At 61.7% G+C, this 22,645-nt stretch carries 35 protein-coding genes; 12 read left to right on the top strand and 23 right to left on the bottom strand.

Annotated elements, in window-relative coordinates; all coding sequences use genetic code 11:
• Nucleotides 1-3 precede the first annotated feature (3 nt).
• The 10 genes from SZ64_RS04345 (at nt 4) to SZ64_RS04305 (ending at nt 5,547) form a co-directional block, all read left to right on the top strand.
• Entirely contained in the window at nt 4-396 is a 393-nt protein-coding gene (locus tag SZ64_RS04345) for a hypothetical protein (RefSeq protein ID WP_054529694.1), read from the top strand.
• Entirely contained in the window at nt 396-1,781 is a 1,386-nt protein-coding gene (locus SZ64_RS04340) for a hypothetical protein (RefSeq protein WP_054529693.1), read from the top strand. The genes SZ64_RS04345 and SZ64_RS04340 overlap by 1 nt, the downstream gene beginning before the upstream one ends.
• Nucleotides 1,781-2,410, top strand: coding sequence for a hypothetical protein (locus tag SZ64_RS18500; protein WP_156313489.1), 630 nt, complete (start codon nt 1,781-1,783; stop codon nt 2,408-2,410). The genes SZ64_RS04340 and SZ64_RS18500 overlap by 1 nt, the downstream gene beginning before the upstream one ends.
• 122 nt (nt 2,411-2,532) lie before the next feature.
• Entirely contained in the window at nt 2,533-2,907 is a 375-nt protein-coding gene (locus SZ64_RS04335; RefSeq protein ID WP_156313487.1) for a hypothetical protein, read from the top strand.
• Between the two features lie 10 nt (nt 2,908-2,917).
• Nucleotides 2,918-3,160: a hypothetical protein gene (locus tag SZ64_RS04330; protein WP_054529691.1), complete on the top strand. Its 243-nt coding sequence runs from the start codon at nt 2,918-2,920 to the stop codon at nt 3,158-3,160.
• Nucleotides 3,153-3,788: a lysozyme gene (locus SZ64_RS04325; protein WP_054529690.1), complete on the top strand. Its 636-nt coding sequence runs from the start codon at nt 3,153-3,155 to the stop codon at nt 3,786-3,788. Before SZ64_RS04330 ends, SZ64_RS04325 begins: the two co-directional genes overlap by 8 nt.
• Complete coding sequence (locus SZ64_RS04320; RefSeq protein WP_054529689.1) at nt 3,788-4,165, top strand: hypothetical protein; 378 nt, start codon at nt 3,788-3,790, stop codon at nt 4,163-4,165. The genes SZ64_RS04325 and SZ64_RS04320 overlap by 1 nt, the downstream gene beginning before the upstream one ends.
• 13 nt (nt 4,166-4,178) lie before the next feature.
• Nucleotides 4,179-4,367 (top strand): hypothetical protein, encoded by a 189-nt coding sequence (locus SZ64_RS04315; protein ID WP_054529688.1) that lies wholly within the window; start codon nt 4,179-4,181, stop codon nt 4,365-4,367.
• Between the two features lie 3 nt (nt 4,368-4,370).
• A complete protein-coding gene (locus SZ64_RS04310) occupies nt 4,371-4,748 on the top strand; it encodes a hypothetical protein (protein ID WP_054529687.1) in 378 nt (125 codons plus the stop codon).
• 1 nt (nt 4,749) lies between these two features.
• Nucleotides 4,750-5,547 carry a hypothetical protein gene (locus SZ64_RS04305; protein WP_054529686.1) on the top strand — a complete coding sequence of 266 codons (798 nt, stop codon included), beginning with the start codon at nt 4,750-4,752 and terminating at the stop codon, nt 5,545-5,547.
• 306 nt (nt 5,548-5,853) lie between these two features.
• Here SZ64_RS04305 and SZ64_RS04300 read toward each other — a convergent pair whose 3' ends face one another.
• From SZ64_RS04300 to SZ64_RS04210, 22 genes are all read right to left on the bottom strand, one after another.
• Nucleotides 5,854-6,252 (bottom strand): type II toxin-antitoxin system HicB family antitoxin, encoded by a 399-nt coding sequence (locus tag SZ64_RS04300; RefSeq protein WP_054529685.1) that lies wholly within the window; start codon nt 6,250-6,252, stop codon nt 5,854-5,856.
• A complete protein-coding gene (locus SZ64_RS18495; RefSeq protein ID WP_156313483.1) occupies nt 6,249-6,491 on the bottom strand; it encodes a hypothetical protein in 243 nt (80 codons plus the stop codon). The genes SZ64_RS04300 and SZ64_RS18495 overlap by 4 nt, the downstream gene beginning before the upstream one ends.
• Entirely contained in the window at nt 6,484-6,639 is a 156-nt protein-coding gene (locus tag SZ64_RS18490) for a hypothetical protein (RefSeq protein ID WP_156313481.1), read from the bottom strand. Before SZ64_RS18490 ends, SZ64_RS18495 begins: the two co-directional genes overlap by 8 nt.
• A gap of 16 nt (nt 6,640-6,655) precedes the next feature.
• Nucleotides 6,656-6,964: a hypothetical protein gene (locus SZ64_RS04295; RefSeq protein WP_156313479.1), complete on the bottom strand. Its 309-nt coding sequence runs from the start codon at nt 6,962-6,964 to the stop codon at nt 6,656-6,658.
• On the bottom strand, nt 6,961-7,494 hold the full coding sequence (locus SZ64_RS04290) for a hypothetical protein (RefSeq protein WP_156313477.1): 534 nt from the start codon (nt 7,492-7,494) through the stop codon (nt 6,961-6,963). The genes SZ64_RS04295 and SZ64_RS04290 overlap by 4 nt, the downstream gene beginning before the upstream one ends.
• On the bottom strand, nt 7,491-7,679 hold the full coding sequence (locus tag SZ64_RS04285; protein WP_054529682.1) for a hypothetical protein: 189 nt from the start codon (nt 7,677-7,679) through the stop codon (nt 7,491-7,493). Before SZ64_RS04285 ends, SZ64_RS04290 begins: the two co-directional genes overlap by 4 nt.
• Nucleotides 7,669-8,055 (bottom strand): hypothetical protein, encoded by a 387-nt coding sequence (locus SZ64_RS04280; RefSeq protein ID WP_054529681.1) that lies wholly within the window; start codon nt 8,053-8,055, stop codon nt 7,669-7,671. The genes SZ64_RS04285 and SZ64_RS04280 overlap by 11 nt, the downstream gene beginning before the upstream one ends.
• Nucleotides 8,052-8,726, bottom strand: a complete 675-nt coding sequence (locus tag SZ64_RS04275; protein ID WP_054529680.1) for a hypothetical protein — start codon at nt 8,724-8,726, stop codon at nt 8,052-8,054. The genes SZ64_RS04280 and SZ64_RS04275 overlap by 4 nt, the downstream gene beginning before the upstream one ends.
• A complete protein-coding gene (locus SZ64_RS04270) occupies nt 8,723-9,028 on the bottom strand; it encodes a hypothetical protein (protein ID WP_054529679.1) in 306 nt (101 codons plus the stop codon). Before SZ64_RS04270 ends, SZ64_RS04275 begins: the two co-directional genes overlap by 4 nt.
• A gap of 114 nt (nt 9,029-9,142) precedes the next feature.
• Nucleotides 9,143-9,379 (bottom strand): hypothetical protein, encoded by a 237-nt coding sequence (locus SZ64_RS18485; protein WP_156313475.1) that lies wholly within the window; start codon nt 9,377-9,379, stop codon nt 9,143-9,145.
• On the bottom strand, nt 9,379-9,672 hold the full coding sequence (locus tag SZ64_RS19015) for a transposase (RefSeq protein ID WP_054529678.1): 294 nt from the start codon (nt 9,670-9,672) through the stop codon (nt 9,379-9,381). The genes SZ64_RS18485 and SZ64_RS19015 overlap by 1 nt, the downstream gene beginning before the upstream one ends.
• On the bottom strand, nt 9,669-9,863 hold the full coding sequence (locus tag SZ64_RS04260; RefSeq protein WP_054529677.1) for a hypothetical protein: 195 nt from the start codon (nt 9,861-9,863) through the stop codon (nt 9,669-9,671). Before SZ64_RS04260 ends, SZ64_RS19015 begins: the two co-directional genes overlap by 4 nt.
• A gap of 86 nt (nt 9,864-9,949) precedes the next feature.
• Nucleotides 9,950-10,240, bottom strand: a complete 291-nt coding sequence (locus tag SZ64_RS04255) for a hypothetical protein (RefSeq protein ID WP_054529676.1) — start codon at nt 10,238-10,240, stop codon at nt 9,950-9,952.
• Nucleotides 10,241-10,367: 127 nt separating this feature from the next.
• On the bottom strand, nt 10,368-10,601 hold the full coding sequence (locus SZ64_RS04250; RefSeq protein ID WP_054529675.1) for a hypothetical protein: 234 nt from the start codon (nt 10,599-10,601) through the stop codon (nt 10,368-10,370).
• A 763-nt stretch (nt 10,602-11,364) separates the two neighbouring features.
• Nucleotides 11,365-11,562: a hypothetical protein gene (locus SZ64_RS04245; protein WP_054529674.1), complete on the bottom strand. Its 198-nt coding sequence runs from the start codon at nt 11,560-11,562 to the stop codon at nt 11,365-11,367.
• A complete protein-coding gene (locus SZ64_RS04240; RefSeq protein ID WP_156313471.1) occupies nt 11,546-13,021 on the bottom strand; it encodes a DNA cytosine methyltransferase in 1,476 nt (491 codons plus the stop codon). The genes SZ64_RS04245 and SZ64_RS04240 overlap by 17 nt, the downstream gene beginning before the upstream one ends.
• Before the next feature lie 199 nt (nt 13,022-13,220).
• A complete protein-coding gene (locus tag SZ64_RS04235) occupies nt 13,221-13,952 on the bottom strand; it encodes a methyltransferase domain-containing protein (protein WP_054529672.1) in 732 nt (243 codons plus the stop codon).
• A 65-nt stretch (nt 13,953-14,017) separates the two neighbouring features.
• The gene (locus SZ64_RS04230; protein WP_054529671.1) at nt 14,018-15,205 is read right to left on the bottom strand and encodes an MFS transporter; all 1,188 of its coding nucleotides are present in this window, start codon (nt 15,203-15,205) and stop codon (nt 14,018-14,020) included.
• A gap of 15 nt (nt 15,206-15,220) precedes the next feature.
• The gene (locus SZ64_RS04225; RefSeq protein WP_054529670.1) at nt 15,221-16,099 is read right to left on the bottom strand and encodes an SMP-30/gluconolactonase/LRE family protein; all 879 of its coding nucleotides are present in this window, start codon (nt 16,097-16,099) and stop codon (nt 15,221-15,223) included.
• Between the two features lie 80 nt (nt 16,100-16,179).
• Nucleotides 16,180-18,927 (bottom strand): preprotein translocase subunit SecA, encoded by a 2,748-nt coding sequence (secA, locus tag SZ64_RS04220; protein ID WP_054529669.1) that lies wholly within the window; start codon nt 18,925-18,927, stop codon nt 16,180-16,182.
• Between the two features lie 106 nt (nt 18,928-19,033).
• Nucleotides 19,034-19,306, bottom strand: coding sequence for a hypothetical protein (locus SZ64_RS04215; RefSeq protein WP_054529668.1), 273 nt, complete (start codon nt 19,304-19,306; stop codon nt 19,034-19,036).
• Between the two features lie 91 nt (nt 19,307-19,397).
• Nucleotides 19,398-20,105, bottom strand: coding sequence for an energy transducer TonB (locus tag SZ64_RS04210; RefSeq protein ID WP_156313466.1), 708 nt, complete (start codon nt 20,103-20,105; stop codon nt 19,398-19,400).
• Nucleotides 20,106-20,185: 80 nt separating this feature from the next.
• On the opposite strand from SZ64_RS04210, the gene argJ reads away from it, so the two are divergent.
• Nucleotides 20,186-21,412: a bifunctional glutamate N-acetyltransferase/amino-acid acetyltransferase ArgJ gene (argJ, locus tag SZ64_RS04205; RefSeq protein ID WP_054532081.1), complete on the top strand. Its 1,227-nt coding sequence runs from the start codon at nt 20,186-20,188 to the stop codon at nt 21,410-21,412.
• Nucleotides 21,409-22,215, top strand: coding sequence for an inositol monophosphatase family protein (locus SZ64_RS04200; protein ID WP_054529666.1), 807 nt, complete (start codon nt 21,409-21,411; stop codon nt 22,213-22,215). The genes argJ and SZ64_RS04200 overlap by 4 nt, the downstream gene beginning before the upstream one ends.
• A 36-nt stretch (nt 22,216-22,251) precedes the next feature.
• Here the strand turns inward: SZ64_RS04200 and trxA are convergent, their stop codons facing one another.
• Nucleotides 22,252-22,572, bottom strand: coding sequence for a thioredoxin (trxA, locus tag SZ64_RS04195; protein ID WP_054529665.1), 321 nt, complete (start codon nt 22,570-22,572; stop codon nt 22,252-22,254).
• Nucleotides 22,573-22,645 lie beyond the last annotated feature (73 nt).

Below are 22,645 nucleotides of genomic sequence, written 5' to 3'. Positions count from 1 at the left end.
GCCATGTATTGGGAACACGACATCACCGTGCCGTCCAAGCGCGTGCCCTGGGGAGGCGCCACCGGTGACGGGGACTTCATCATCGAAGGCCAGAACCTGAGCGGGGGCACCTATGTCTTCGCAATTGCCTCTGCCGAAGGCGTCAGCCCGTCCAAGTCCGTTACGGGCGCTGCTGCCGGGTCCGAGGGCGTCTCGGCGTCCTACGACGCCAATTACGTCAACGAACAGGGTGCGCAGGTCGGTGCAACCACCCTTCGGGTCCAGATCGATGAAGCATCGATGGAAACGCTAGGCGCAGGCTCATTCGTCTATGACCTGCTGGTAACGCCAAGCGGTGCACCGCAACGCCTGATCTGCAAAGGCGCATTCGTGGTGCAGGCCGGGGTGGGCGACTGATGGCTGCCGCACTGCTTTCCGCCCGCGGCGGTCCGATCATCCTTGCCCGGAACAGCGAAGGGCGCCCTGTCGTCAAGTTGGGCGAGAACGTCGCTGAGGCTGCGAGGCAAGCCGCGCGAGCCGAGGCCAGCGCCGATGGCGTCGAAACCTTTGCGGATGCAGCAGAGGCCAGCGCTACGGCAGCGGCTGGCAGCGCTACGGCGGCAGCCGGGAGCGCAACGGCTGCTGCTGGCTCGGCAACTTCGGCAGCCGGCTCTGCAACGGCCGCGTCCGGTTCGGCCAGCGCGGCCGCTGGGTCCGCATCCGATGCGAATGATGACGCGATAGCTGCTGCGGCCAGCGCCACGGCAGCGGCCGGCTCTGCAACGGCCGCGTCCGGGAGCGCAACGGCTGCAAGCAATAGCGCTGCAGCAGCGGCGGCTTCGGCGGTTGCCGCGCTGACGGCAGCTTCGACCAGTTCGGTGGCAATCGGCACCGGATCGAAGGGATTCACGCTCACGGCAGATGCGGCCTTCGTGTCGGGCCAAGGCGTCGTGATCACCAGCAATGCCAATCCGACCACGCATTACATGGTGGGCACGATCACTGCCTATAATTCAGGCACCGACGCGCTGACCGTGAATGTCACGTCATCGGCAGGTTCCGGTACTCGCTCTGACTGGACCATCGGCCTGCTGCCGAACAGCAATGCCCTGCTGAAATCGGGCGGCACCATGGAAGGCAAGCTCGGCATGGTGGCATCCGCGAGCGGTGGCGCGTCGGCCAATATGCCTGCCGGCGCCGCGCCATCATCGCCAGCGGACGGCGACGAATGGGCAACCACTGCGGGCCGGTTCCACCGCATGAACGGCGCGACGCGGCAATATGTCTTTGCCGATGGCGTTCACGAGATCCCTATCCCGGCCACTGCGATGACTCGCCGCACCACGAATGGTCCGGCTGTAGGTTCGAGCGAAACCACGACCAACAAGATCATGGTCGAGACGCTGGATTTCGACGCATCGACCGCGGAATACGCGCAGATCCGGTTCCTGATGCCGAAGCGTTGGGACAAGGGAACGGTAAAGGTCCAATATATCTGGACCGCTACGACAACGGGCAATGTCGTCTGGGCCTGCCGCGCCGTGGCGATCTCCGATGACGATCCGATCGATGCCGCGTTTGGCACGGCGCAAAGCGTGACCGATGGCGTGACGGCGGCCAATGACGTGATGGTGTCGGCGCAATCCTCCGCGATTACGGTGGGCGGATCTCCGGCCAACGGCGACATGGTGGTGTTCGAGTTCTACCGCGATGCGGCCAACGGTTCCGATACGCTCGCTGCCGATGCGAAATTGCTGGGCGTCCGGATCATCCTGACCACTGACGCGGCGGACGATAGCTGATGCTGTTGCAGAACTGCGTGTTCGAGGGTTTTGCCGGGCGGTCCAATGGTGTCGAACTGATTTCCACCGGTTCAAATACAGCTGCTGGAACAACGATCAACGGAAGTTACGGTAGCGGTGCTGCCACTGGCGATCTTCTCATTGCCTCGCTCGCTCCTGAAACTGGTGGATCTGGATGGACGCCGCCCAGTGGATGGACGGAACGGCTTGAGACAAACCAGACCTGCGATCTCGTAATCAGTACCTCGCCCTATCCTCCATCCGCGAACACGTTCACCTATGGCGCATCAGTCAACAAGAACATGATTGGCTGCGTGTTCCGCAACGCCAACCATGACGCGATAGGGACTGCCGGAACAAGGACAGGAACCGGGTCTCTTGTCATTCCAGGCATAACGCTTTCCAAGGCCGGAACGGTTCTGGCTCACATTGCATCGACCGGATTAACCGGGACGCACGCTCCACCTGACGCCTCTTGGGAACTCGTCAATAGTGTCAGGAGCGGTGGTCCGCCAGTTTCGGTCTATAAGAAGGACTTTCCTGCTGGTGCTACTGGCAGCGTGACCTTCACCATTGGTGGAACGCCAACTGCCACGACCGGTATTCTGCAGGGTCTTGTTCCGAACTGACCGAAAAATTGTCCGCACATCATGCCGACAACGGCTGGTGCGCGGCAACCATCGCAATCCGCCCGAGATAGGGAAACCTGACATGATGATCGAACCCAAGGCGTTCCAGCAGAAGCTGGGCGTTGAGCAATCCGCGCGCGATGGAGGCGGGCATGCTGAATGATCCGGATCTCTCGACAGCCATCAACCGGGTGCATGCCAGACTGGACGGATTGGCCCGCGACATGGGCAATCAACATTCGGTGCTGTCCGAAGCCATCGGCGGACTTCGCAGTGATATCCGCGCCTCTGCCCAGATCAGTTCCGAGAACCGCACCGCCATCGAACTGGTCAGCAGCAAGGTTCACGCGCTCGAATTGAAGGAAGCTGCGCGCGCCGGGGAAAAGGGCGTCTGGGGCGCGATCATGCGCAGTCCAGCGCTGGCGTGGCTCGTTGGTGCCGGAGCTACCGTCTGGGCAATTCTTGGCGGCCACACACCCGGCGCCGGCCAACCTTAAGGAGAACGCAATGAGCAAATGGCTGATCGATGAAGCGCACAGCTGGTGGCGCTTCTGGAGCATCCGCATCGCCGCAATTGCCGCAATCGTGGCCGGTGTGCTGACCGCGCATCCTACCCTGCTGCTGGGCTTGATCGGCTTCTTGCCGAACGGCATCTGGCGCACGGCGCTGGCCGCGGGCGTCTCGCTGGTGGTGTTCGTTATCCCCACGCTCGCGCGGCTGTGGAAGCAAGGAGGCGCGAACGATGGCTAAGGCCCCCGCTGAAACCAATCTGCCTGTGGGCGCCTCTGCTGCCCGGAAAGGCAAGATCACGCTCGCATCCATCGTGGGTGCCGCCGTGGCCGTGGCGCTGGGCATTGCAGTGCCGCAGGAAGAAAGCGGCCGGAAAGTGGATGCGACTGTGGCTGATAGCGGGGAACTGCAGATCCGCCACCTTTCCGGCAAGCAGTACCTGAAGGTCTATCTGGACATGGTGGGCGTGCCCACTGCCTGCGATGGGATCACCACCTGGCGCGGTAAGCCATTGCTGCAGGGCAAGACCTTCACCGAGGCGGAATGCTCGGCCATGCTGGAAGAGGAACTGGTGAAACACGCCAGCGCCGTGATGGCCTGCACGCCTGGGCTTGCGCTTTCTGACAGCCCGGTTGCCGAGCGCCAACGCCAAGGTCCTCGCTTTGCCGCTGTTTCACTCGCTTACAATGTGGGGACGAGCGGCTATTGCAAATCTACTGCCAGGGCGCGCTTCAATGCTGGTGACTTATCCGGTGGTTGCGCCGCGATAACGTGGTGGAACAAGGCTGGTGGCAGGGTGGTCAAAGGCCTTGTCGCCCGTCGCGCGCGGGAGGCGAAGGTCTGCCGCGAAGGGCTGGGGGTGCTGTGATGACCTGGCTGGCCACTCTGCTGCGCAAACCCATCGCCTGGGCCATCGTTGCTGCGCTGCTCGCTCTCGGCATCTGGTGGCTGGTTTCCACCCTGCTGGGCGGGGCCACCGCCAAGACCGAGGCCCGCTTGGGTAAGAACACCGCTCAGGCGGCCATCCAGAGCGGAAACGACGCCGTTAACACCATCGGCACCCAAATGGCCGGAGAGGCCGCCACAGACGCCCTTACGCGGGAGAACGCCCATGACATTCGCAATGCCCCCGGTGCCAATGCGCCGGTTGATCCTGCTGCCCATGCTGCTGGCATCCGCAGCCTGTGTAAGCGCGCCGCCTATCGTGAGCGCCCCGAGTGCCTGCAGCACGCTACTGCCCGATGAATGGCGGCAGGGAGTGCCCGGCGCCGATCTTCCGCAGGGCGAAACGGTGGGCGACTGGATCGCCTTTGGCGATGCGCAGACCGGCCAGCTCGACAAGGCAAACGACCGATACCGCGCAGCCGTGGGCATCGTGGAACGATGTGAAGAAAGGGACCGGGAGGCGGTGAAGCGAAGCCGCCACAAGTTCCTGGGAGTATTCTGAACCATGCCCGCAACCCCTACCCGCATCGGATTCATCCTTGAGGAATACCGCAAGGTCGTTTCAGAGGATGCCGATGTCCGCGCCGCGTTCGGCAATTCAGCGCGCGAAAGCGAAGACCCGGTCGAGACGTTCTTCGACAGCACTGCAGATGCGCAGATCATGGCCGATGAGAGGCAGGCACTGCTGGGCGTTATCGGGCGCCGACGCTTCCGGGCCGAAATGAACGGGACCGACGAGATGGCCGCGATTGATTACACCTCCGGAACGATCCCGAATGGATGGCTCACCTCTGACCGGCATGATGTGAGCCGCAAGGTGCTGATCGCGGAATTCGGCTTCGACTTCGCCAAGCAGGATTCCGCCGCAATGGTGTGGGGCTGACATGACGATCCGGAAACCCTTCTTCGTCGTTCCGCTCGAACTGGAAAATGTCGTCACGGGCAATGCGCGCGGTGGCCATCCTGCAAAGTTCCTCGGCCGTCATATCGATCAGGGCCTGACCTGGCGCACCAGCGGCGCAAGCAATGTCTGGGCTCGGGGCAATTTCAGCACGGCCAAGGCGATCGACTTCTGCTCCGTGATGCTGGCCAACGCTTTGCCCGGCACCAAGATCCGTCTGCGGCTGGGCAACAGTCAAGACGATGTTGACGGTTCGAGCGCGCCCTATGACAGCACGGCGCTGGACTTCATCAGCCCATCGATCACGCGCGAGGACGGGCTCTACCACAGCCATCTGGAACTGGACGCGGTGGAAACCGCGACGTGGTGGCGGATCGACGTCACTGGCCATACCGGCGATTTCGAAGCATCGATGCTGGTGCTGGGCGAGAAGATCGAGCCGAGCCACTACTACAATTTCGACTATGAGCAGGGCGTGGAGGATCTGGGCAATGCCGGGTTCACGGAATGGGGCGTGCCGGCCGACACCGATGGCCTGATCTTCCGCGTCATCAATTTCACGCTGGGATGGCAGACGCGGACCGAGATGGAGGCGAAGTTCCGCCCCATGATGGAGAAGCTGGGCATCCGCAGGCCGGTCTACCTCTGCTTCAATCCAACTGCCACGACCGCGCGGCAGGCGCACAGCTATCTGGGCCGCATGAAAAAGCCGCCCTTCGCGCGAGGCAGCCGCCACCCGCTCTACATGGTGCAGGAGTTCCAGATCCTTTCCGTGGCCTGAGATCGGCCGAGGGTTCCTCTCCCCCTCGGTGCGAGGCAGGGGCGGCGTGACGGGCACGCGCGCCGCCCTTGTTTGCCATGGTAGGGGTGCGATGGTATTGGGGCGGTGCTGCGGCGGCGCTGAAAGGCAGAAGCGCAGGAATGGAGAACGCGGGTGCAATTCCCGCCCTTGGGCCATATATCCCGGGGCTGGCTGATGTTAGAAATGGCGCCATTCTGAGACTGACAATAGCGCGAGTGATCATAGCGTTACGATAGGAGCCGGAGTAGCGACCGGCCCGCAGCAACCAGCAGCAGTCGTCAAGAATTACTTGACTACTCCCCCAGCCATCTCATTACGCGCGGCCTGAGCCAGAAACGCGCTGCGGGTAAGCCCGCGCTCCTCTGCAGCGGCATCGATCGCCGCAAGCGCCCCTCCATCCATCGAGATATTGGCCCGCACCATCTTTCCGCTGTTGCGGATCAGCGGCACCGAGACGATGAACGCTCCGGCTGCCAGATCATCGGCGTGTGTCGCGCGCACCTCGTCGAGCCCAATGGGCACGCGCTCCCCTTCCCCCTCAAGCCATAGCGCCAGCGCCTCGACCGCGTTCGGCACGATCTCGTCCTGCGTATCGGCTGCGGAGAAGCATCCGGGCAGGCCGGGGAACGTCACGCCGTAGGCCGAGCCCGGATCTTTATGGACGATGGCGAAGTGGTAGATCACGGCTCAATTCCCCCGGTAGGGCCCCTTCCCGCTTCGGTAAGCCGGGATAGGGGTGGTGCAGTTGTTTCAGTCTCATCGAGATGCTCGCACTCATCAAGCCCGACGCATTCAATTGCAGCACCTACTCGGGAAAGCGCCGCTCCGATTTTTCCTGCAACCTCGTTCATATCCATTTCGACCATTCCAAACCCGCATAAGGCACGTTGAACAGCCTGAGTGGCTTTGCTGGCTTCACCCATTTCCCTTCTCCCTCTCAAGGCGCGGGATGGCGATGAAGTCGTCCTCGGCCTCAAGGTCGCGGATGCGGACATCGTCATGCCCGGTCGCGCGATACATTCCCGCGATGTGTTCGGCATTGGCCTCGCTCTTCGCGTAGGCGACCCACATGGTCTTAAGACCGTTTTCAACGGTTGTTGCTCGGATCAGGAACATCACGCACCTCCCAATAGCCATCAGCAAGCCCTAAACAGCTTGCCCTTTCTTCAATGCTCATTGGCTCAAACAGGTCGAGAAACCTCGCGTCGCCTTCGGTCAGTTCATCCGCAAGTGACCTGCAGAACGCGATGTCATCATCATCGATATTGAAGTCGGCAAGGATGATGTGCAGCGCTCCGAATTCGTTGAGTTCGGCCGCCATGGCTGCGGCCTGCACGATTTCAGGGGTGTTCAGCTTGGGCGAGCCCTCCTGCGTCCAGCAATCCCAGCACATCACGCCACCTCCTGCCGCAAATCCCAGCCGAGTTCGCGTACCATGGACCTGGCCCGGTCGGCCCACTGGAAATGCTCCATCACCGCGAAATGCGCGGCCTGGATATCAGCGGTAGGGTCCACGACCAGCACGCGGCAGTCCTCGAAGCCGTCCTCGCGCCCTGCCGGTTCGCTGAATGCAGCCGCCACCAGAGCGCCGGCCTCCGTCTCCCATAGCTCCAGCGAGATCAGCAGCGGATCTGTGCCGCGCGTGGTCCATTGCGTGTCGGCCAGCATCCTTCCCCTGAAACATACGGTAGGGCCGCGCGGCTGGGGGATTTCCACCTCATCGAACCCCGGCACGCCTTGGTCGCGTGTGGCAACACGAATGAGGTTCTTTTCCGCCTTGCTTAGAATGAGCTGGACCGCATTAGGATTGGCCACTGCTGCACTGGCGGAAGCCATCGATACCTTCTCAAGCGCACCAGAGATCCGCGCCCACAACGCTTCCGCCTGTGCCTGAACCGTCTCATTCTCCTCAATAATGCCACTCACGAACTTACCTCCCCTTCCTCGCATCGCACGGTGATGTTCCAGTATTTGAGTTCCGGCATATGCGCCTCATGGCCGCACATCAGCCGCTGCATCAGGTATCCGATCAGGCGCGGGTCGGCGCCGCCCTGATCGAACACATCGGTGTCGCCCTCGATGACGATCCGGTATTTGCCCTTAAGCTGCATCGATCGCGCCTCCGCTGATTGCCTCGGTAGGGGTGGTGTTGGATTGAGCCGGTAGGGTGGCGTGTTTCTCGGCAAGCCATTGTTCGTAAACACGCATGTGCATCTGATGCATTCGGCGCTTCATAATTTCGAAGCGAAGATCGGCAATTGCCTGCGAAAATGGCGAGCGTGCTACATTCTTGCCGTTGGCCTGAAAGTATAGGCGCCAAGCACGTTTCCATTTTCTCGGCTCGCCAATCATCGCAAGGCGCAGCATTTTTCCGGTGATGGTCGGATTACAGGCCCGATAATCTGCCGCCAGCAAATCATATCGGATTCCGAAAGCATCACTCATGCGGCTAAGCAGGGCGTCCTGAAATTGACGATAATCGCTCACGCTGCCCTCCTGAATTGCTCCACGCGCTTGACCTTCTGCCACGCGCCGTTCCGATTGCGCAGATAGGGCGCAGCCGGGTCTTTAAGCATGATCCCCTCACCGCCTGATCCCCATACCCGACAAGCCGCGTCGCGCACGTCATGCACGCCGAATGCCCAGCCATGGGGCAAGACCTTGACCGCTTCCCGGCCCTCGTCCGCGCCGCGACTGCCGGGGCGCCATTCCCATTGCAACGAGGCGTCGGCCTCGACCTGGGCGGCAAGGCTCTGCAGCCATGCCTTGCGGCGCTCCTGTGGCCATTCCCAGCCCCCTCGCACCCAATTGACCATGGGCACCACGTCGAAGGCGTAGAGCAGGCCCGCCTCGCCTCCGTGACGCCATCCGCGTTCGCACCAGTGTTTGGTCGCATCAAGCGTGCCATCGACCTGAAATTCGCCGTCGATCACCAAGGGTTGGCCCGCGACGCGCTCGAGTAGGCCGAGACGGTGGACGATGTGCCCGGTTCCCTCGATAGGGTGTCCGTTGCGTGTGTAGAGCCTGGGCTTGCCATCAAGGCCGCGCATGTAGAGCGCGCGCCATCCGTCACGCTTTTCCTCGGCCATCCAGCCACCGGGCAGGATCGATCCCGCCCATGTGCTGGCGAGCTGGCAGAGTTCGGTTGGAGCCGTCATGGCTTGAACGCGAAGCTAAGGGCTGCGTTGTCTACCTCGCGGCCCAATTCAATCCATTGCTTGCGCGTGACTTCGCCTGATGGATCTGGCTCAGCCTCGACATATCCCGGACCGTAACAGCAGGGCCCTTCCAGATAGTCGAATTCAGCGCCCTCATCCTGGGCGTTGATCAACATCCAGAGTTGCAGGCGGCGCATGATCCAGCCTTTGAAGCCGGGGCGGCGCTTCAACAGCAGCGGCTTGGCGTCGAGTTGGTGAATCGGCCATGCCTTACCGCAAGTCTGGCAGTGTTCTTCGGTCATCGTCATTTCCTTCCTCTTGCTCTGTTCAGCGGCCGGGCGAGCATGTCCGGCGCCGCATTGGTATCACGGGTAGAGTATGCGTCGCAACGGCCGCTGGATTTCACCGGTAGGGGGTCAGGCAGGAAACTTGATTGGCTGCCCTGTCGCCAACGCCTTTTCAGCCTCCCATATCGCTTTCCAATCCTCGCCATTGTCAATCAAGCGCACCTTTTCCGGATCGGTGAAGCCGATATATCGCGCTCGTTCCATGGCGCTGGCATAATCAGGCCGACGCAGCATAGCGACGCTGCAACCTTCGCGGATGATCCATCGGGGAGGCTCTGGCGGTATAATATCGGATTGCCTTGTCATTATGCTGCCTCCGCCAGAACAGGGGCACCAAAGTCAAATTCAGCCGTTCTTGTGCAGCGCTTCGGCGTTCCAATGATCGCTAGCACCTCTTCGCGGGTGAATTCCTCGCCATCGTGCTCCGGGTGCCAGAATAGGCGGTCTTCCGGATCGACAGTGGGCCATTGAGCGCTTGAGCCACAGGCGGGGCAGGCAGCCCCGTCAGGCCAGCGCGCCGCCTCGAAATAGAGACGGGCGCTTTCCTGATCGGGGAACCGCTGGAACAACTCGAATGTGCTGATGGAGGACTTGCTCATAATGCAACTCGCAACTCGCACGAGTGAAGGCGAGCCATGCGCTCGCCTTCTTCCTTCGCCCGTTTGGCGCTGCCAAAAACAAGGCAATCCATATCATCATCAAAAGCGATCATAACGCAGAACTTACCTTCAAAAGCGTCAATTTTAACAAACCTTGCCATCGTCTCGGCTTTCGTGAATTCGCGTGTCATCGTCTCAATTCCCTATGTCCTGCCATCATCGGGCGCGGGGCGGACAGGTCCCACGCGACGGGGCGCACAACGGCGCCCCGTTTCGGCTATACAAAGAGGTTGACCGGAAGGGTAAAGCGGGCCGCCAGCTGGGCCGCATAGGATTCCGCCTCTTTCAATGTGTTGCGGTCGGCGATGCACATGGCCCCGCGCAACTCGTTCGGATCGTTCGCCCATTCGGGGGTGAAGTGGAAGTAAACGCTCCACATATCGCCGGGCTCACCGTCGCAACGCTCCACCCCGTCGCCAAGGTCGCGGCAACCCGCTACCTCTATCGCGTCAGCAATCGCGCCCAGTCGGGCTATCTCTGCTTCCTCTTCGGTCCAGTTGTAAGGCATGGCTCAAGCCTCCCTTTAGGCGCTCAACAGGCGCCAGAGTTGAACAGCGCGGTAAAGGTCGAGCGCCACGCACACGGGCGCCACGATGGCCGCGAGGGTGAATAGGACTGTTGCGGCGGCGGGCATGTCAGGCGGCCACCAAACCGGCGAACTGGCGCGCCGCATCCTTCGCGCCTGCGATCCCTGCCCCGTCGCAAATGGCCTTGAGCATATGAAGGCGTATAGCTTCGGGATGCGGGCCATCATTCAAGCCGCGAATATCTTCCAGCAGCTCGCGCCAGGCATTGCGGGCGGCTGCGATATTGAGGCCAGGGAGCGCTTGCGCGCGGTCGCGGATCGCGTGCGCCTCTGCCGTTGTCATTCCGAAACGCTCGATTTGTTGAGAGTGTGAAAGCATCTGTCATTCCTTCCATTTGCCAGCCCTTGCGGGATCGGTGCGGCACGTCCGATGCGCTTCTACATAGTCAAATCAGCGAGACATGCAACAGTAAACTGAAAGAAAAGCGCAGAAAAGCGCGGGTCCTCCCTGTAGAAGATGGTCAAGAAAAGCGCATAGGGACCTCATTTTTTACCCCTGACCATTTCTCAAATATTTCATTCAGTTTGAAGTTACTGTCTTCCAGTAAATCCGAATTTCTCTTCTGCGACTATACGAGCCTCAATGGCAGAATCTTTGTCGTCAAAGCGCCCAAGATGAATCGAGCGACCATCAATCTTGATGTGAGCAATCCACTTCTCGTGGGACGCCAACCAGTGAACGCCTGTTCGGCCAGAAGTGTTTGATCGATGTCGCTTCTGGTTACGCTGATTGATCGCTCTACTAACTGCCCTAAGATTGGAGAGACGATTGTCCGTTCCATCACCGTTGATGTGATCGATACAGTCTGGCCAGCAGCCGTGGATTAAAGCCCAAATGACCCTGTGGGCCCCATGATTGCGATCATTGATTTTGACGACAACATAGCCCTCAGGGGTTTTTGTCCCGGCTTGCCTTCCCGCGTAGCGAGCGTTCCATCTGGAAGAGAACTTCCCTCCGCGAGCGCGCCATGTCAGCGCCCCCGTCGATGGATCATAATCCAGCAAGGCCTGCAATTCGGTCCGGGTTGGCCACTTCCACATCTTCCTCAAGAATTTTTCACTCCTCGCTCAGCCAATTGCAGCCGCCGCTCAATAATCTCGCTGAACGACCGGCCAGGCAGCGCGCTCTCGTAAAAATGGCTGCCCAGCCCGATGCGCGTGATCTCGCGGATCTTGTCATCTTCCTCCGGGGTCCACGGTGCCGGCGCTGGGCGGCGCGACCAGGCCTTAGGCGGCTTGGGCATCGGCCCTCTCGGCTTCCACCGCCTCGTGCCAGTTCGCCCGGGCCAGCGCCTCGGCCAGCGGCGGGCACACCGAATTGCCGCACTTGGCCACCTGGGCGGTTTTCGTGATCGGGCGGGCCGTGGCGTCCACGTCGATGATGTAGTCAGGCGGGAAGCCCTGCGCGTTGAACAACTCGCGCGGGGTCAGCATCCGCATGCCGATATCGACGATGACGTATTCCTCGCCCTCGATCGTCACCGTCACCAGCCCGAAACGATCCCGCACAGTCACGGTGCCGAGCGGGTTGGACAGCCCGTGGCCGTCCTGCTCGTTGCCGTAATATTTGATCAGGAAGGCCCGCACTTCGGCCATGTGCGTGCCCTCGGCGCTGATAGTGCTCAGCGGCTCTTCCACGCTCTCGGCGCTGCTGCGAATATGGCTATCTCTCGTGCCGCGCAGCTTCATCAGGTTGCTGGTGACGACGCGCTGCTGCGAACCCGTGGTGGCCACGGTTGAAAGCGGCTCGTCTGCGCCATGGCCCACCGCCCCAGCCCTGAACTTGGTGATATGCGGCGCCACCACCGCCATTTCGCCCCGGTGAGCCGCCGTTACGGTCTGCAGGGGATCGCCCAGCCCATAAACCCGCCCGTCGCTGCCGTGATGCGTCAGTGGCACGATGAACGGCTTGGGGTTGTTCACCACGAATTTCATGATGCCGTGCGCGATGCGCCGCAGGGTCTTTTCGGCCAGAGGCTTCTTGCGCTCGAAGATGCTGGGGCACGGAATCGACCAGTCGATGATTTCCGCCGCCGTGCGCCACGGCCTCAACCGACCCGCCTGCACATCGGCGCTATCCGGCTTGCCATGCGTCGGCTTGGGCCAGACAATCGGCTTGCCGTCGCACCGCGCCACCATGAAGAACCGCTTGCGGATCGTGGGCGCGCCATAGTCGCAGGCGCGCAGTTCCTTGAATTCCAGCTTGTAGCCGAGCTTGCGCAACTCCTTGCACCACTTCTCGAACGTCTCGCCGGCGCGTTCCTTGATCGGGAAACCCTGCTCGCACAGCGGCCCCCAGGTGCGGAATTCTTCCACGTTTTCCAGCAGGATCAGCGCGGGGCGCACCCGCTTGGCCCACAGCACCACCACCCAGGCCAAATCGCGAATACCTTTGTCGCGCGGCTTCCCGCCCTTGGCCTTGCTGAAATGCTTGCAGTCCGGGCTGAACCACGCGAGGTCCACCGGCGGAAGCCCATTCTCGCCTACCGCGCCGCTGCTTGAGGCAGCCTGTCGCACCACATCGCGCGGGTCCACCTGCCAGATGTTGTTGCGGATATGCACGGTACCGGGATGATTGGCCTCGTGCATCCGGATCGCCTGTTCATCGTGATTGATGGCGATATCCACGGCCCGGCCCAGCGCGGCCTCGATCCCGGTGCTGGCGCCACCGCCACCTGCGAAATTATCGACGATCAAACCCATCACGAATTCCCCCATTTCCGGTGAGACATTCCACTCGGGGTGCCGCAGGATTCCGTGGGGAGCTTAGGCGGGTGAGACAACGCTAAGGCGTTGAAATATCTATTTTGTGCCTGTCCTACTCGGGGAGCCACTACCCTTCAGGGTAATAAAAAAGGGGCCTTTCGGCCCCTTTTCCTTTGGTTGCTGCCAGATGTGCAGATCAGCCCGGCTTCTTGAAGCGCAGGGCGAATTTGGTCGATACGCCCGGCTTCACATCGCGCGGGCTGATATTGCCGGGATCGGCCGGATTGACCAGCAGGTCCGATTCCGCCTCCAGCTTGAAACCTGCAGCCGCAACCTGTTCCTTCACTGCAGCCGGATCGATCCGGTGAATCGTGGAGGTTGCCGACACACCTGTGCCGGGCGCGGAATGGTCTTCCACGAAATAGATACCGCCGGGCTTCAATGCCTTGAACACCGACGCATTGATCCCGGCGATATTACCATTGGCCATGTCGTGGTAATTCTCGGTGGTCCAGACGAGGTCCACTGGCTTCTCCAGCGTGAAATCGGCGAAATCGGCCACCACTACAGTGACATTGCCATATTCTTCCGCCAGCTTGTTGATTGCATCCAGCCCGCCGGGGCGGCTGGCGAAGAAGCTGGGCATCATGGCGTAGACATGGCCTTGCGGGCCGACCGTCTTCGCCAGAATACGCGTGTAATAGCCGCCACCCGGCGCAATCTCCGCCACGATGTCGCCCTGCTTCACGCCAGCAAAGCTGACGATCTCGCCCGGCTTGCGATCCGCATCGCGAGCCGTGTCGGCTGCCGGACGGCCCGCATCGGCAACCGCAGCAACGGCTGCCGCGCTGGTTTCCGCCTGCGCGGCGCCTGCGGCCGAAACGGCCAGAGCGATACCGGCAATGCCGGCCAGAATGGATGACTTCACGGCTCTCTCCCTCAATGGTCTTTCAGCCCAACGCCGGAGAGGAGCGTGTAGTTCCATCCCGGCCGTCAGGCAGCGCGCCTCTTGGTAAGGCCTGCAAGCTGAATGGCAAAGGGCACTGCGAACAGCACGATCATCGCCGCACCGGCCAACCACGGCACGTCATGTCCGGCCTTTTCGTAGATCAGGCCGAAGGCAGGCGGCGCGACGATGCGCGAAAAGGCGTTGGAGGCCATGATCAGCCCCATCACACTTCCCTGCCGCTCCACCGGCGCGGTCCGCGACGTGAGCGCCCCTGCCGTCGGGAAGGCAAGGCTATGCCCCACCATCAACATGCCCATCAGCGCAACCGCCACATAGGGATCGCGCAGGATCGGTTGCAGCAACATGGAGGCAGCGATCACCAGCAACCCGGCAGTAATCACGCGCCCTTCCCCAAAGCGCACCACCAGCGGATGCAGCAGGAATAGCTGCACGACGAGGCCGCCCAGCCCGATCGCGATGAAGGCAAAGCCCAGATCGCGCGCGGTCCACCCGAAATTGGCCTCGCTCCACAGGCCATAGACCGCCTCGCTGGAGGCAAAGGCGGCAATCCCGAAGAAGGAGATCACAAACAGGCGAAACAGCAGCGGGCTGGTCAGCACATAGGCAAAGCCCTCGCTATATTTCGGCAGCGGCCGCGCCTTGCCTGCTGGCGGGTTCACATCGCGCAGAACCACTAGCGACCAGATCGCCGCAATGGCCGAAAGCCCCGCCGCGATCAGGATCGGGCTGCGAAAATCGGCCAGCGATGTGCCCGCCCCGGCAAACACGCCGCCGATCACCGGGCCGAAGGCAAATCCCAGGCTGAAGGCAGAACCGAACAGGCCCATTGCCTTGGCCCGCTGTTCCGGAGGTGATGCATCGGCCAGGAAGCCCTGCGCGACGCTGAGCGTGCCGCCGAAGAAGCCGTTGACGATGCGGATCGCGATCGCCAGCCACAGCACCGGGGCGAAAGCAAAGGCAACATAGGTCAGTGCCGCGCCAGTGGTGGTGAAGACAAGCACTGCCCGCCTGCCCCATCGGTCGGACTGGCGGCCCCAGTAGATTTCCCCGAACACATTGCCGAGGCTGTAGGCCGCAAAGAGCAAGGCCACTTCGAAGGCGCCCGCGCCGAAGAGCGGGCCGTAGAAGGGCAGCAGCGGAAGAATCAGGCTGAAGCCCGCAATGTTGATGAACACCGCGAACATCAGCGGGAACATGCGCCGGTCGATCATTGTAATATGCTCCCGTCAGCCGCCGTAACGCGGCTCGGCAATGCCGGTAACCCCCAGCCCTTCGATCAGGAAACTCGCCCCGTCATCGGGTTCGGACGGCCTGCCAAGGAAGCCGGGATCAATCGTCGGCACGAACAGCTGATCCAGCTTCGGCCCCATGAACATGCAGCTTGCCGGAATATTGGTGGGGAATCTCACTTCCCTCAGCACCTGCCCCTCGGGCGAAAGGCAGAGCACCACCCCGCCCTCGCAGATCGCCACCCAGATATTGCCGTCCGTATCGACGGTGGCGCCATCCGGGATCGGACCATAGGCCGAGGTTTCGAAGAACTCCCTGCGGCCAGTCGCCGCGCCGGTTTCTATGTCGTAATCATAGGCATAGATTATGTGGCGCAGACTGTCGGCGTGGTAGAGCACCTTGTCGTCAGGCGACCAGCATGGGCCATTGCCCAAGTGAATATCGCCATCCAGCTGCGTCAGGCGCCCATCCGTGCCCAGCGACCACAGGCCGCCCGCAGGCTCCTTCATCGCGCGATGGCTGGTGCCGAACACGAAGCGGCCACGCCGGTCCACCTTGCCATCGGCAAGCTGCAGTTCCGGATTGGCCGGGTCCATCAGCGCGAAGGGTGAAACCTCCCCACTGGCGAAATCGAGATAATGGATGCCGGTGACGAGCGCGACAATCGCCCCGTCAGGCTTCACGCCCTTGCCGCGCAAGGCCATCGATCCGATCATGTCGGGCACGTCCCACGCGCGGTGATCGCCGCTGGCCGGATCCCACCGGAAGACCTTCCGGTCCACAATGTCGATGTAATAAAGCGCTTGCTCGGCCACGTCCCACACGGGGCCTTCGCCCACCTTGCAACGCGGCAGATCGATTTTCCGTATCTGCATGGTTCCTCCACTCCCGTGAAGGAACCATAACAGGTGTTACAATTGCAGCAAGCGTCCGCAGACGCCTTCCGCGCCTGAAATCACGCGATGGCGCCGTGGCAATGCTTGTACTTGTTGCCCGAACCGCACGGGCACGGTGCGTTGCGGCTGACATTCATCGCACGATACGGATCTTCGCTTGCAGCACCGCCGGGGCCGACAGCCGCACGCGGAGCGCCCGCCAGCGAACCAAACATGGCCTCCTGCCCGGCAGAGCCATCGCCGTCATTGCTGTCATCAAGGCCGGTGAATGGATCGATATGGCCCGTGAGGAACGAGGGAAGTTCCGGCAGGTCTTCGGCCGGCGGAGGCGCGATGCGCAATTCGCTGGTCATCAGGATGCGGGTCACGTCCTCGCGGATGGTTTCCAGCATACGTTCGAACAGGCCGAAGGCTTCCTGCTTGTATTCGTTGATCGGTTGCTTCTGCGCATAGGCGCGCAGGAACACCACCTGGCGCAGCGCGTCGAGCGTAGCGAGGTGTTCCTTCCAGTGATGATCGAGCCGGTCGAGCAGAACCTGCTTTTCCACCTGGCGCCAGATCGACGCATCTGAAGCGGCAACCTTGGCTTCCATCTGTGCATCGGCCATTTCGACCAGACGCTGTTCGATCAGTTCCGGTTCGAGCGCATCTTCCTGCATCCACGCATCGAGCGGGGCATCGAGCGCCAGCACATCGGCCACGCGTTCCTTCAGGCCAGCGATGTTCCACTGTTCAGGATAGGAGCCAACGGGGCAGGCTTCGGCCACCAGCGCGTTGACGGTTTCGTGGCGCATGTCGATCACCACGTCGTCCACGGTTTCGCTGTCCATGATCTCGGCGCGCTGCTCGTAGATCACCTTGCGCTGGTCGTTCATCACGTTGTCGTATTCCACGACCTGCTTACGCACGTCGTAGTTACGCGCTTCGACCTTCTTCTGCGCCGTCTCGATTGCCTTGGAGAGCCACTTGGAGCCGATAGCCTCACCATCGGCGAGGTTCGAATTCATCATGCGGGCAAACAGCGTGTCCGGCCCAAAGATGCGCAGTAGATCGTCCTCAAGGCAGAGGTAGAACTTCGACAGGCCCGGGTCGCCCTGACGGCCCGAACGGCCGCGCAGCTGGTTGTCGATACGGCGGCTTTCATGGCGTTCCGTACCGATCACGCACAACCCGCCGGCATCCAGCACCTGTTGTTTTTCAGCGGCGATTTCCTGTTTGATCCGGGCGATGGCGGCGTCGCGTTCCGGCCCTTCGGGCATGTCCTGCAATTCATCTTCCGCGCGGAATTCAAGGTTGCCGCCCAGCTGAATGTCCGTGCCGCGACCGGCCATATTGGTGGCGATGGTCACTGCGCCCAGACGGCCCGCCTGGGCCACGATATGGGCTTCGCTTTCGTGGAAGCGGGCGTTCAGCACGTTATGCGCCACCCCTTCCTTGCGCAGGAAGTCCGACAGCAGTTCCGACTTTTCGATGGAAACGGTGCCCACCAGCACGGGCTGGCCGGTCTCGTTCTTCTCGCGGATCAGCTTGGCGATCGCCTGGAACTTGTCCTGCGTGTTCTTGTAGAACTCGTCTTCCTCGTCGATGCGCTTCACCGAAACGTTGGTGGGAATTTCCACCACGTTGAGCTTGTAGATATCATAGAATTCCGCCGCTTCGGTGGCGGCGGTGCCGGTCATGCCCGACAGCTTGGGATACATGCGGAAATAGTTCTGGAACGTGATCGAGGCCATCGTCTGGTTCTCAGGCTCGATCTTCACGCCTTCCTTGGCTTCCACCGCCTGATGCAGGCCATTGGACCAGCGGCGTCCGTCCATCATGCGGCCGGTGAATTCGTCGATGATGACAACCTTGTTGTCTTTAACGATGTAATCGATGTCGCGCTTGAACACGACATTGGCCTTCAGAGCTTGATCGAGGTGGTGAACCACCTGCGTGTTTTCGACATCGTAGAGATTGTCCGTCGCCAGCAACCCGCTTGCAACCAGCAGGTTTTCGACTTCTTCCGCTCCCTCTTCCGTCAACGAAACGCTGCGGGCCTTTTCGTCGAAATCGTACCATTCGGCCGGGATCGTCTTCACGACCTTGTCGATGGCGACGTAAAGCTCGGACTTGTCTTCGGTCGGACCGGAAATGATCAGCGGCGTACGTGCTTCGTCGATCAGGATGGAGTCGACTTCGTCCACGATTGCGAAGTTGAAGGCGCGCTGCACCATCTGGCCGCGCTCATGCTTCATGTTGTCACGCAGGTAATCGAAGCCGAATTCGTTATTCGTGCCGTAGGTAATGTCGGAGGAATAGGCCTCGCGGCGCTGGAACTCGCCGATATTGGGTACGATCACGCCCACCGACAGGCCCAGCCAGCGGTGGAGCTGGCCCATCCATTCCGCATCGCGCTTGGCCAGATAGTCGTTCACGGTCACGACGTGGACGCCCTTGCCCTCGATCGCGTTGAGATAAGTGGCGAGCGTGGCAACCAGCGTCTTGCCTTCGCCCGTGCGCATTTCGGAGATTTCACCGCGATGGAGCACGATGCCGCCGATCATCTGTACATCGAAATGGCGCATGCCAAGCACGCGCTTCGATGCTTCGCGAACCGTGGCAAAGGCTTCGGGCAGGATGTCGTCCAGCGTCTGTCCGCCAGCCAGCATCTGGCGGAACTTCTCGGTCTGCGCCTGCAGTTCCTCGTCAGTGAAAGCCTCGAGCTGCGGCTCAAGCGCGTTGATCTGGCGGACGATCTTGTCGAGGGATTTGACGTAGCGGTCGTTGGACGAGCCGAAAATTGCCTTGGCAATGGAGCCGATCATGGAAGGTTCCTGTAAGCTGTATCGGGAATCCGGGCATGCCGGATGGAAAGCCCCGCACGCGCCGAATGCGCCGCAGGGTCGCTGTTAGGCTATGAGATAGCTGGCGCTATTCGCGCGCACGGTCAGCTTGAAGCTGAACCGTAGGGATCACGATGGTGATGACAGGGGGCCGGCATCCCGGCACCTGCGGCTTGCGCTCCCCGATCCGTTCGACCGGAAGTATCTGCTGCGCAACGCTTTTATCCGCGCATTTGACGATGCTGTCGCCAGCGGCATGAAGTTCCAGGCCGTCCAGCGCAGTCATGCGCGCCTGTGCCGGGGCCGCCACGGCGGCTAGCCCGGTAAGGATCGCAAAAAGGGTCAAAATGCGCTTGAGCATCGGTCGCAAGATAGTCGCGAGTTTGCCGCCCGTCCAGTGGCCCGGATTGATAGAGGTCATTCCCTGCCTGCTCGTGCTGCCTCGCTGCGCCCTATTCGCCGGTTTCCGGCTCGTCAGGATCGCTCAGCAGCGTCGTCAGAGTAACGGTCACGCGCTTGCGCACCGGATTGCCATCCTTGTCAATTATCGGCGGAATTCGCGCAGCACGGGGGCAGATGTCGCGCAAGCGCGTGCGTTCCGATGCCAGTTCCAACCGGCAGCGCGAAACCGCCCCGTCTTCACCCATTTCGAAGCTGTAACTCACGATCAAGTCATGCGGGGCTTCGGCGAATTCATCAGCAGGCGGCCGGGGCGGCATTCGCCAGATCACCCGGGTAGACCAATAACCAACAGTGGGGTTGCCATCACGATCACGCGCCGGTTCGAAACGCGCCCGTTCCGGCAGCAATTCACACGTGTAGGCATCCAGCAAGGCGCTGCCGCTGGTGCCGAGCACCCGGCAGCCCGAAACGAAACCTTCAGGATCGACGGTCAGGCGAACGGGAACCGTGCCTTCCGTGCCGTTGCGCACTGCAATCGGCAAATAATCGTCCTCGCCGATCCACCTGTTCGGCGGGGTGATGGGCTTGGGCGGCTGCGCATTGCCCGCTGGCGCAAGCGGCGCGGGAGGGGCCAACCGAACGGCCGGCATCACCGGAACCGGAGGCGGCATAAGATCCTGTTCCTCGGCAGCATGGAGCGCCTGAGATGAAATGACCGCAAACAGCGCAGCGACGGCAATCTTGTGGTTCTCCCCCATGCGGCCTGCATAGTGGCGTGCAGCCCTGCAGGCAACGATGCGCTTGCCCGCGCCTTGCACGGCACCTAATGGCGGCGATCATGGAACTTGAAACCTCGCCGCTCGCCAAGCCTTTCCCCGACATGCCGCAGATAGCGGGCGTGACATTGCGCGTCGCGCGCGCGGGATACAAGGATTGGGGCCGCTGCGACCTGACCTATGCCGAACTGGCGGAAGGCACTGCCGTGGCCGGTGTGTTCACCAAGAACATCTGCTGTTCTTCCGAGGTCGAGCTGGGCCGTGAACAGGTGAAGGCAGGCACGGCACGCGCGCTGATCGTCAATGCCGGCAATTCCAACGCCTTCACTGGCTATCGCGGGCGCGAGGCCGTGGAACAGATCATGGGCCAGGTTGCCACCCATCTCGGCTGCGCTCCTGCGGAAGTGTTCGTAAGCTCCACTGGCGTAATTGGCGTCCCTCTGCCCAAGGACAAGGCGCAGGTCGGCGTTGCGGCAGTTCTGGGCGCGGATGCCTGCAGCTGGGAAGATGCAGCCAACACCATCGCCACTACCGACACTTTCGCCAAGGGCGCGATGGCGCAGGCCGTGATTGGCGGGAAGACTGTGACGCTGGCCGCCATCATCAAGGGCAGCGGCATGATCGCACCCGATATGGCGACGATGCTGGGCTATATCTTCACTGATGCGGCTGTTTCACCCGCCTTCCTGCAGCAAGTGCTTTCCGCCGCGAATTTGCAGACTTTCTCCTGCATCACGGTGGATAGCGATACGTCCACCAGCGACACGGTGCTGGCCTTCGCCACCGGCAAGGCCGGCAACGATGTGCTGACCGGGCCGGACAGCCCCGGCGCGGATGCCTTCGCCGCTGCCCTGCTCGACGTTTGCCGCCAGCTTTCGCACCTCGTGGTGCGCGACGGCGAAGGCGCGCAGAAGTTCATCACCGTTGATGTAACCGGCGCAATTTCGGACGAAAGCGCGCGCAAGATCGGCCTGGCCATCGCTAACTCCCCCCTGATCAAGACCGCGATTGCAGGCGAAGATGCCAATTGGGGTCGCGTAGTCATGGCCGTGGGCAAGGCGGGCGAGCCTGCCGACCGCGACAAGCTCTCCATCGGTTTCGGTGGTGTGTGGGCGGCCAAGGACGGCCAGCCCCTCGCCGATTACAACGAAGCCCCGGTTGCCGAGCATCTGCGGGGCCGCGAAATCGACATCTCGGTCGACATCGGGCTGGGCGAAGGCCGCGCTACCGTGTGGACCTGCGATCTCACCCACGGCTACATCGCGATCAACGCGGATTATCGTTCATGACGCCAGACGCGTTGCACAGCGCGATCCATGCGCTGCTGCGCGACGTATCGCAAAGGGCGATCCTGCCTCATTACCAGACCTTGGCCGATCATCAGGTGACGGCCAAGGCGGCGGACGATGTCGTCACCGTGGCCGATCACCTCTCGGAAGAATTGCTGGCGGAAGGCCTGGCGAAGATCATTCCTGGCCTGCCCATCGTGGGCGAGGAAGCCGCCCATGCAGACCCTTCCGTGATGGACCGGCTTTCCGGCCCCTGCTGGATCGTCGATCCGCTGGATGGCACCCGCAACTTCGCCAAGGGCAAGCCACCGTTCGGCATATTGCTGGCCATGGCGGAAGGCGGTGAATGCCACACGGGCTGGATCTACGATGTCCTGACAGACCGCTTCTGCGTGGCCCATCGCGGCAAGGGCGCCTTCGTGAATGGCGAGAAAGTCCACGCCCGGCCAACGGGTGAAGCCCTGCCGGTTGCGGCGATCTCCCTGATCTTCATGGACCCGGCCCGTCGCGAGGCGGTGCACGGTCAGGTTTCGCCCCATTATCGCTGCGTCGACGTGCCCTATTGCGCTGCGGAGCAATATCCGCGCCTGGTTCTGGGTGAGAATGACGTCTCGATCTTCGAGCGCACTCTGCCATGGGACCATGCGGCCGGCGTACTGTTTCTCAATGAGGCGGGCGGCAAAGCTGCGCGGCCCGATGGTTCGCCCTATCGCGTGGACGATGGCCGCAAGGGCCTGCTGGGTGCCGCGAGCCCGCCCCTGTGGGACGAGCTTGCCGGCCTGATGGATCGGCTAGGGGCCTGATCCATCCCCTCCCCTTTCGAGGAGGGGAAGTTCACATCACAGAACGCTTTCGATCCAGCTCTTGAGCTGGCTCTTCGGTGCGGCGCCCAGCTTGTGGGCCACGGGCTGACCGCCCTTGAACAGCACCATCAGCGGGATCGACTGGACGCCGAAGGCGCTGGCGGTTTCGGTGTTTTCCATGATGTCCATCTTGGCGATGGTCACCTGTTCGCCCAGTTCTTCGCTGATTTCCTCCAGCGCGGGGGCGATCATCTTGCAGGGGCCACACCAGTCGGCCCAGAAATCGACCAGCACCGGCTTGTCGGAATTGATCACGTCTTCAGCAAAGCTGGCGTCGGTAACGGCCTTGGTAGCCATCGGGATTCTCCTGAAACGTCTTTGATGTGTAATTTAGGCAGCCCCTGCACGAAGGCAACGCCCCCGCAGGGAA

The sequence above is a fragment of the Erythrobacter sp. SG61-1L genome, from assembly GCF_001305965.1.
Lineage (GTDB): Bacteria > Pseudomonadota > Alphaproteobacteria > Sphingomonadales > Sphingomonadaceae > Andeanibacterium.
Note: the sequence above shows the minus strand (reverse complement) of the source record. Positions and strands in the feature narration are given on the sequence as shown.

Coding starts and splice junctions, on each gene's coding strand:
- argJ (WP_054532081.1), top strand. CDS start 20,186: ATGGAACTTGAAACCTCGCCGCTCGCCAAGCCTTTCCCCGACATGCCG.
- SZ64_RS04250 (WP_054529675.1), bottom strand. CDS start 10,601: ATGACAACGGCAGAGGCGCACGCGATCCGCGACCGCGCGCAAGCGCTC.
- SZ64_RS04245 (WP_054529674.1), bottom strand. CDS start 11,562: ATGCCCAAGCCGCCTAAGGCCTGGTCGCGCCGCCCAGCGCCGGCACCG.
- SZ64_RS04285 (WP_054529682.1), bottom strand. CDS start 7,679: ATGCAGCTTAAGGGCAAATACCGGATCGTCATCGAGGGCGACACCGAT.
- SZ64_RS19015 (WP_054529678.1), bottom strand. CDS start 9,672: ATGAGCAAGTCCTCCATCAGCACATTCGAGTTGTTCCAGCGGTTCCCC.
- SZ64_RS04255 (WP_054529676.1), bottom strand. CDS start 10,240: ATGCCTTACAACTGGACCGAAGAGGAAGCAGAGATAGCCCGACTGGGC.
- SZ64_RS04305 (WP_054529686.1), top strand. CDS start 4,750: ATGACGATCCGGAAACCCTTCTTCGTCGTTCCGCTCGAACTGGAAAAT.
- SZ64_RS04270 (WP_054529679.1), bottom strand. CDS start 9,028: ATGACCGAAGAACACTGCCAGACTTGCGGTAAGGCATGGCCGATTCAC.
- SZ64_RS04320 (WP_054529689.1), top strand. CDS start 3,788: ATGACCTGGCTGGCCACTCTGCTGCGCAAACCCATCGCCTGGGCCATC.
- SZ64_RS04215 (WP_054529668.1), bottom strand. CDS start 19,306: ATGCTCAAGCGCATTTTGACCCTTTTTGCGATCCTTACCGGGCTAGCC.
- SZ64_RS04275 (WP_054529680.1), bottom strand. CDS start 8,726: ATGACGGCTCCAACCGAACTCTGCCAGCTCGCCAGCACATGGGCGGGA.
- SZ64_RS04345 (WP_054529694.1), top strand. CDS start 4: ATGTATTGGGAACACGACATCACCGTGCCGTCCAAGCGCGTGCCCTGG.
- trxA (WP_054529665.1), bottom strand. CDS start 22,572: ATGGCTACCAAGGCCGTTACCGACGCCAGCTTTGCTGAAGACGTGATC.
- secA (WP_054529669.1), bottom strand. CDS start 18,927: ATGATCGGCTCCATTGCCAAGGCAATTTTCGGCTCGTCCAACGACCGC.
- SZ64_RS18485 (WP_156313475.1), bottom strand. CDS start 9,379: ATGACAAGGCAATCCGATATTATACCGCCAGAGCCTCCCCGATGGATC.
- SZ64_RS04310 (WP_054529687.1), top strand. CDS start 4,371: ATGCCCGCAACCCCTACCCGCATCGGATTCATCCTTGAGGAATACCGC.
- SZ64_RS04210 (WP_156313466.1), bottom strand. CDS start 20,105: ATGGGGGAGAACCACAAGATTGCCGTCGCTGCGCTGTTTGCGGTCATT.
- SZ64_RS04200 (WP_054529666.1), top strand. CDS start 21,409: ATGACGCCAGACGCGTTGCACAGCGCGATCCATGCGCTGCTGCGCGAC.
- SZ64_RS04230 (WP_054529671.1), bottom strand. CDS start 15,205: ATGATCGACCGGCGCATGTTCCCGCTGATGTTCGCGGTGTTCATCAAC.
- SZ64_RS18500 (WP_156313489.1), top strand. CDS start 1,781: ATGCTGTTGCAGAACTGCGTGTTCGAGGGTTTTGCCGGGCGGTCCAAT.
- SZ64_RS18495 (WP_156313483.1), bottom strand. CDS start 6,491: ATGGGTGAAGCCAGCAAAGCCACTCAGGCTGTTCAACGTGCCTTATGC.
- SZ64_RS04330 (WP_054529691.1), top strand. CDS start 2,918: ATGAGCAAATGGCTGATCGATGAAGCGCACAGCTGGTGGCGCTTCTGG.
- SZ64_RS04240 (WP_156313471.1), bottom strand. CDS start 13,021: ATGGGTTTGATCGTCGATAATTTCGCAGGTGGCGGTGGCGCCAGCACC.
- SZ64_RS04340 (WP_054529693.1), top strand. CDS start 396: ATGGCTGCCGCACTGCTTTCCGCCCGCGGCGGTCCGATCATCCTTGCC.
- SZ64_RS04225 (WP_054529670.1), bottom strand. CDS start 16,099: ATGCAGATACGGAAAATCGATCTGCCGCGTTGCAAGGTGGGCGAAGGC.
- SZ64_RS04325 (WP_054529690.1), top strand. CDS start 3,153: ATGGCTAAGGCCCCCGCTGAAACCAATCTGCCTGTGGGCGCCTCTGCT.
- SZ64_RS18490 (WP_156313481.1), bottom strand. CDS start 6,639: ATGTGGGTCGCCTACGCGAAGAGCGAGGCCAATGCCGAACACATCGCG.
- SZ64_RS04260 (WP_054529677.1), bottom strand. CDS start 9,863: ATGACACGCGAATTCACGAAAGCCGAGACGATGGCAAGGTTTGTTAAA.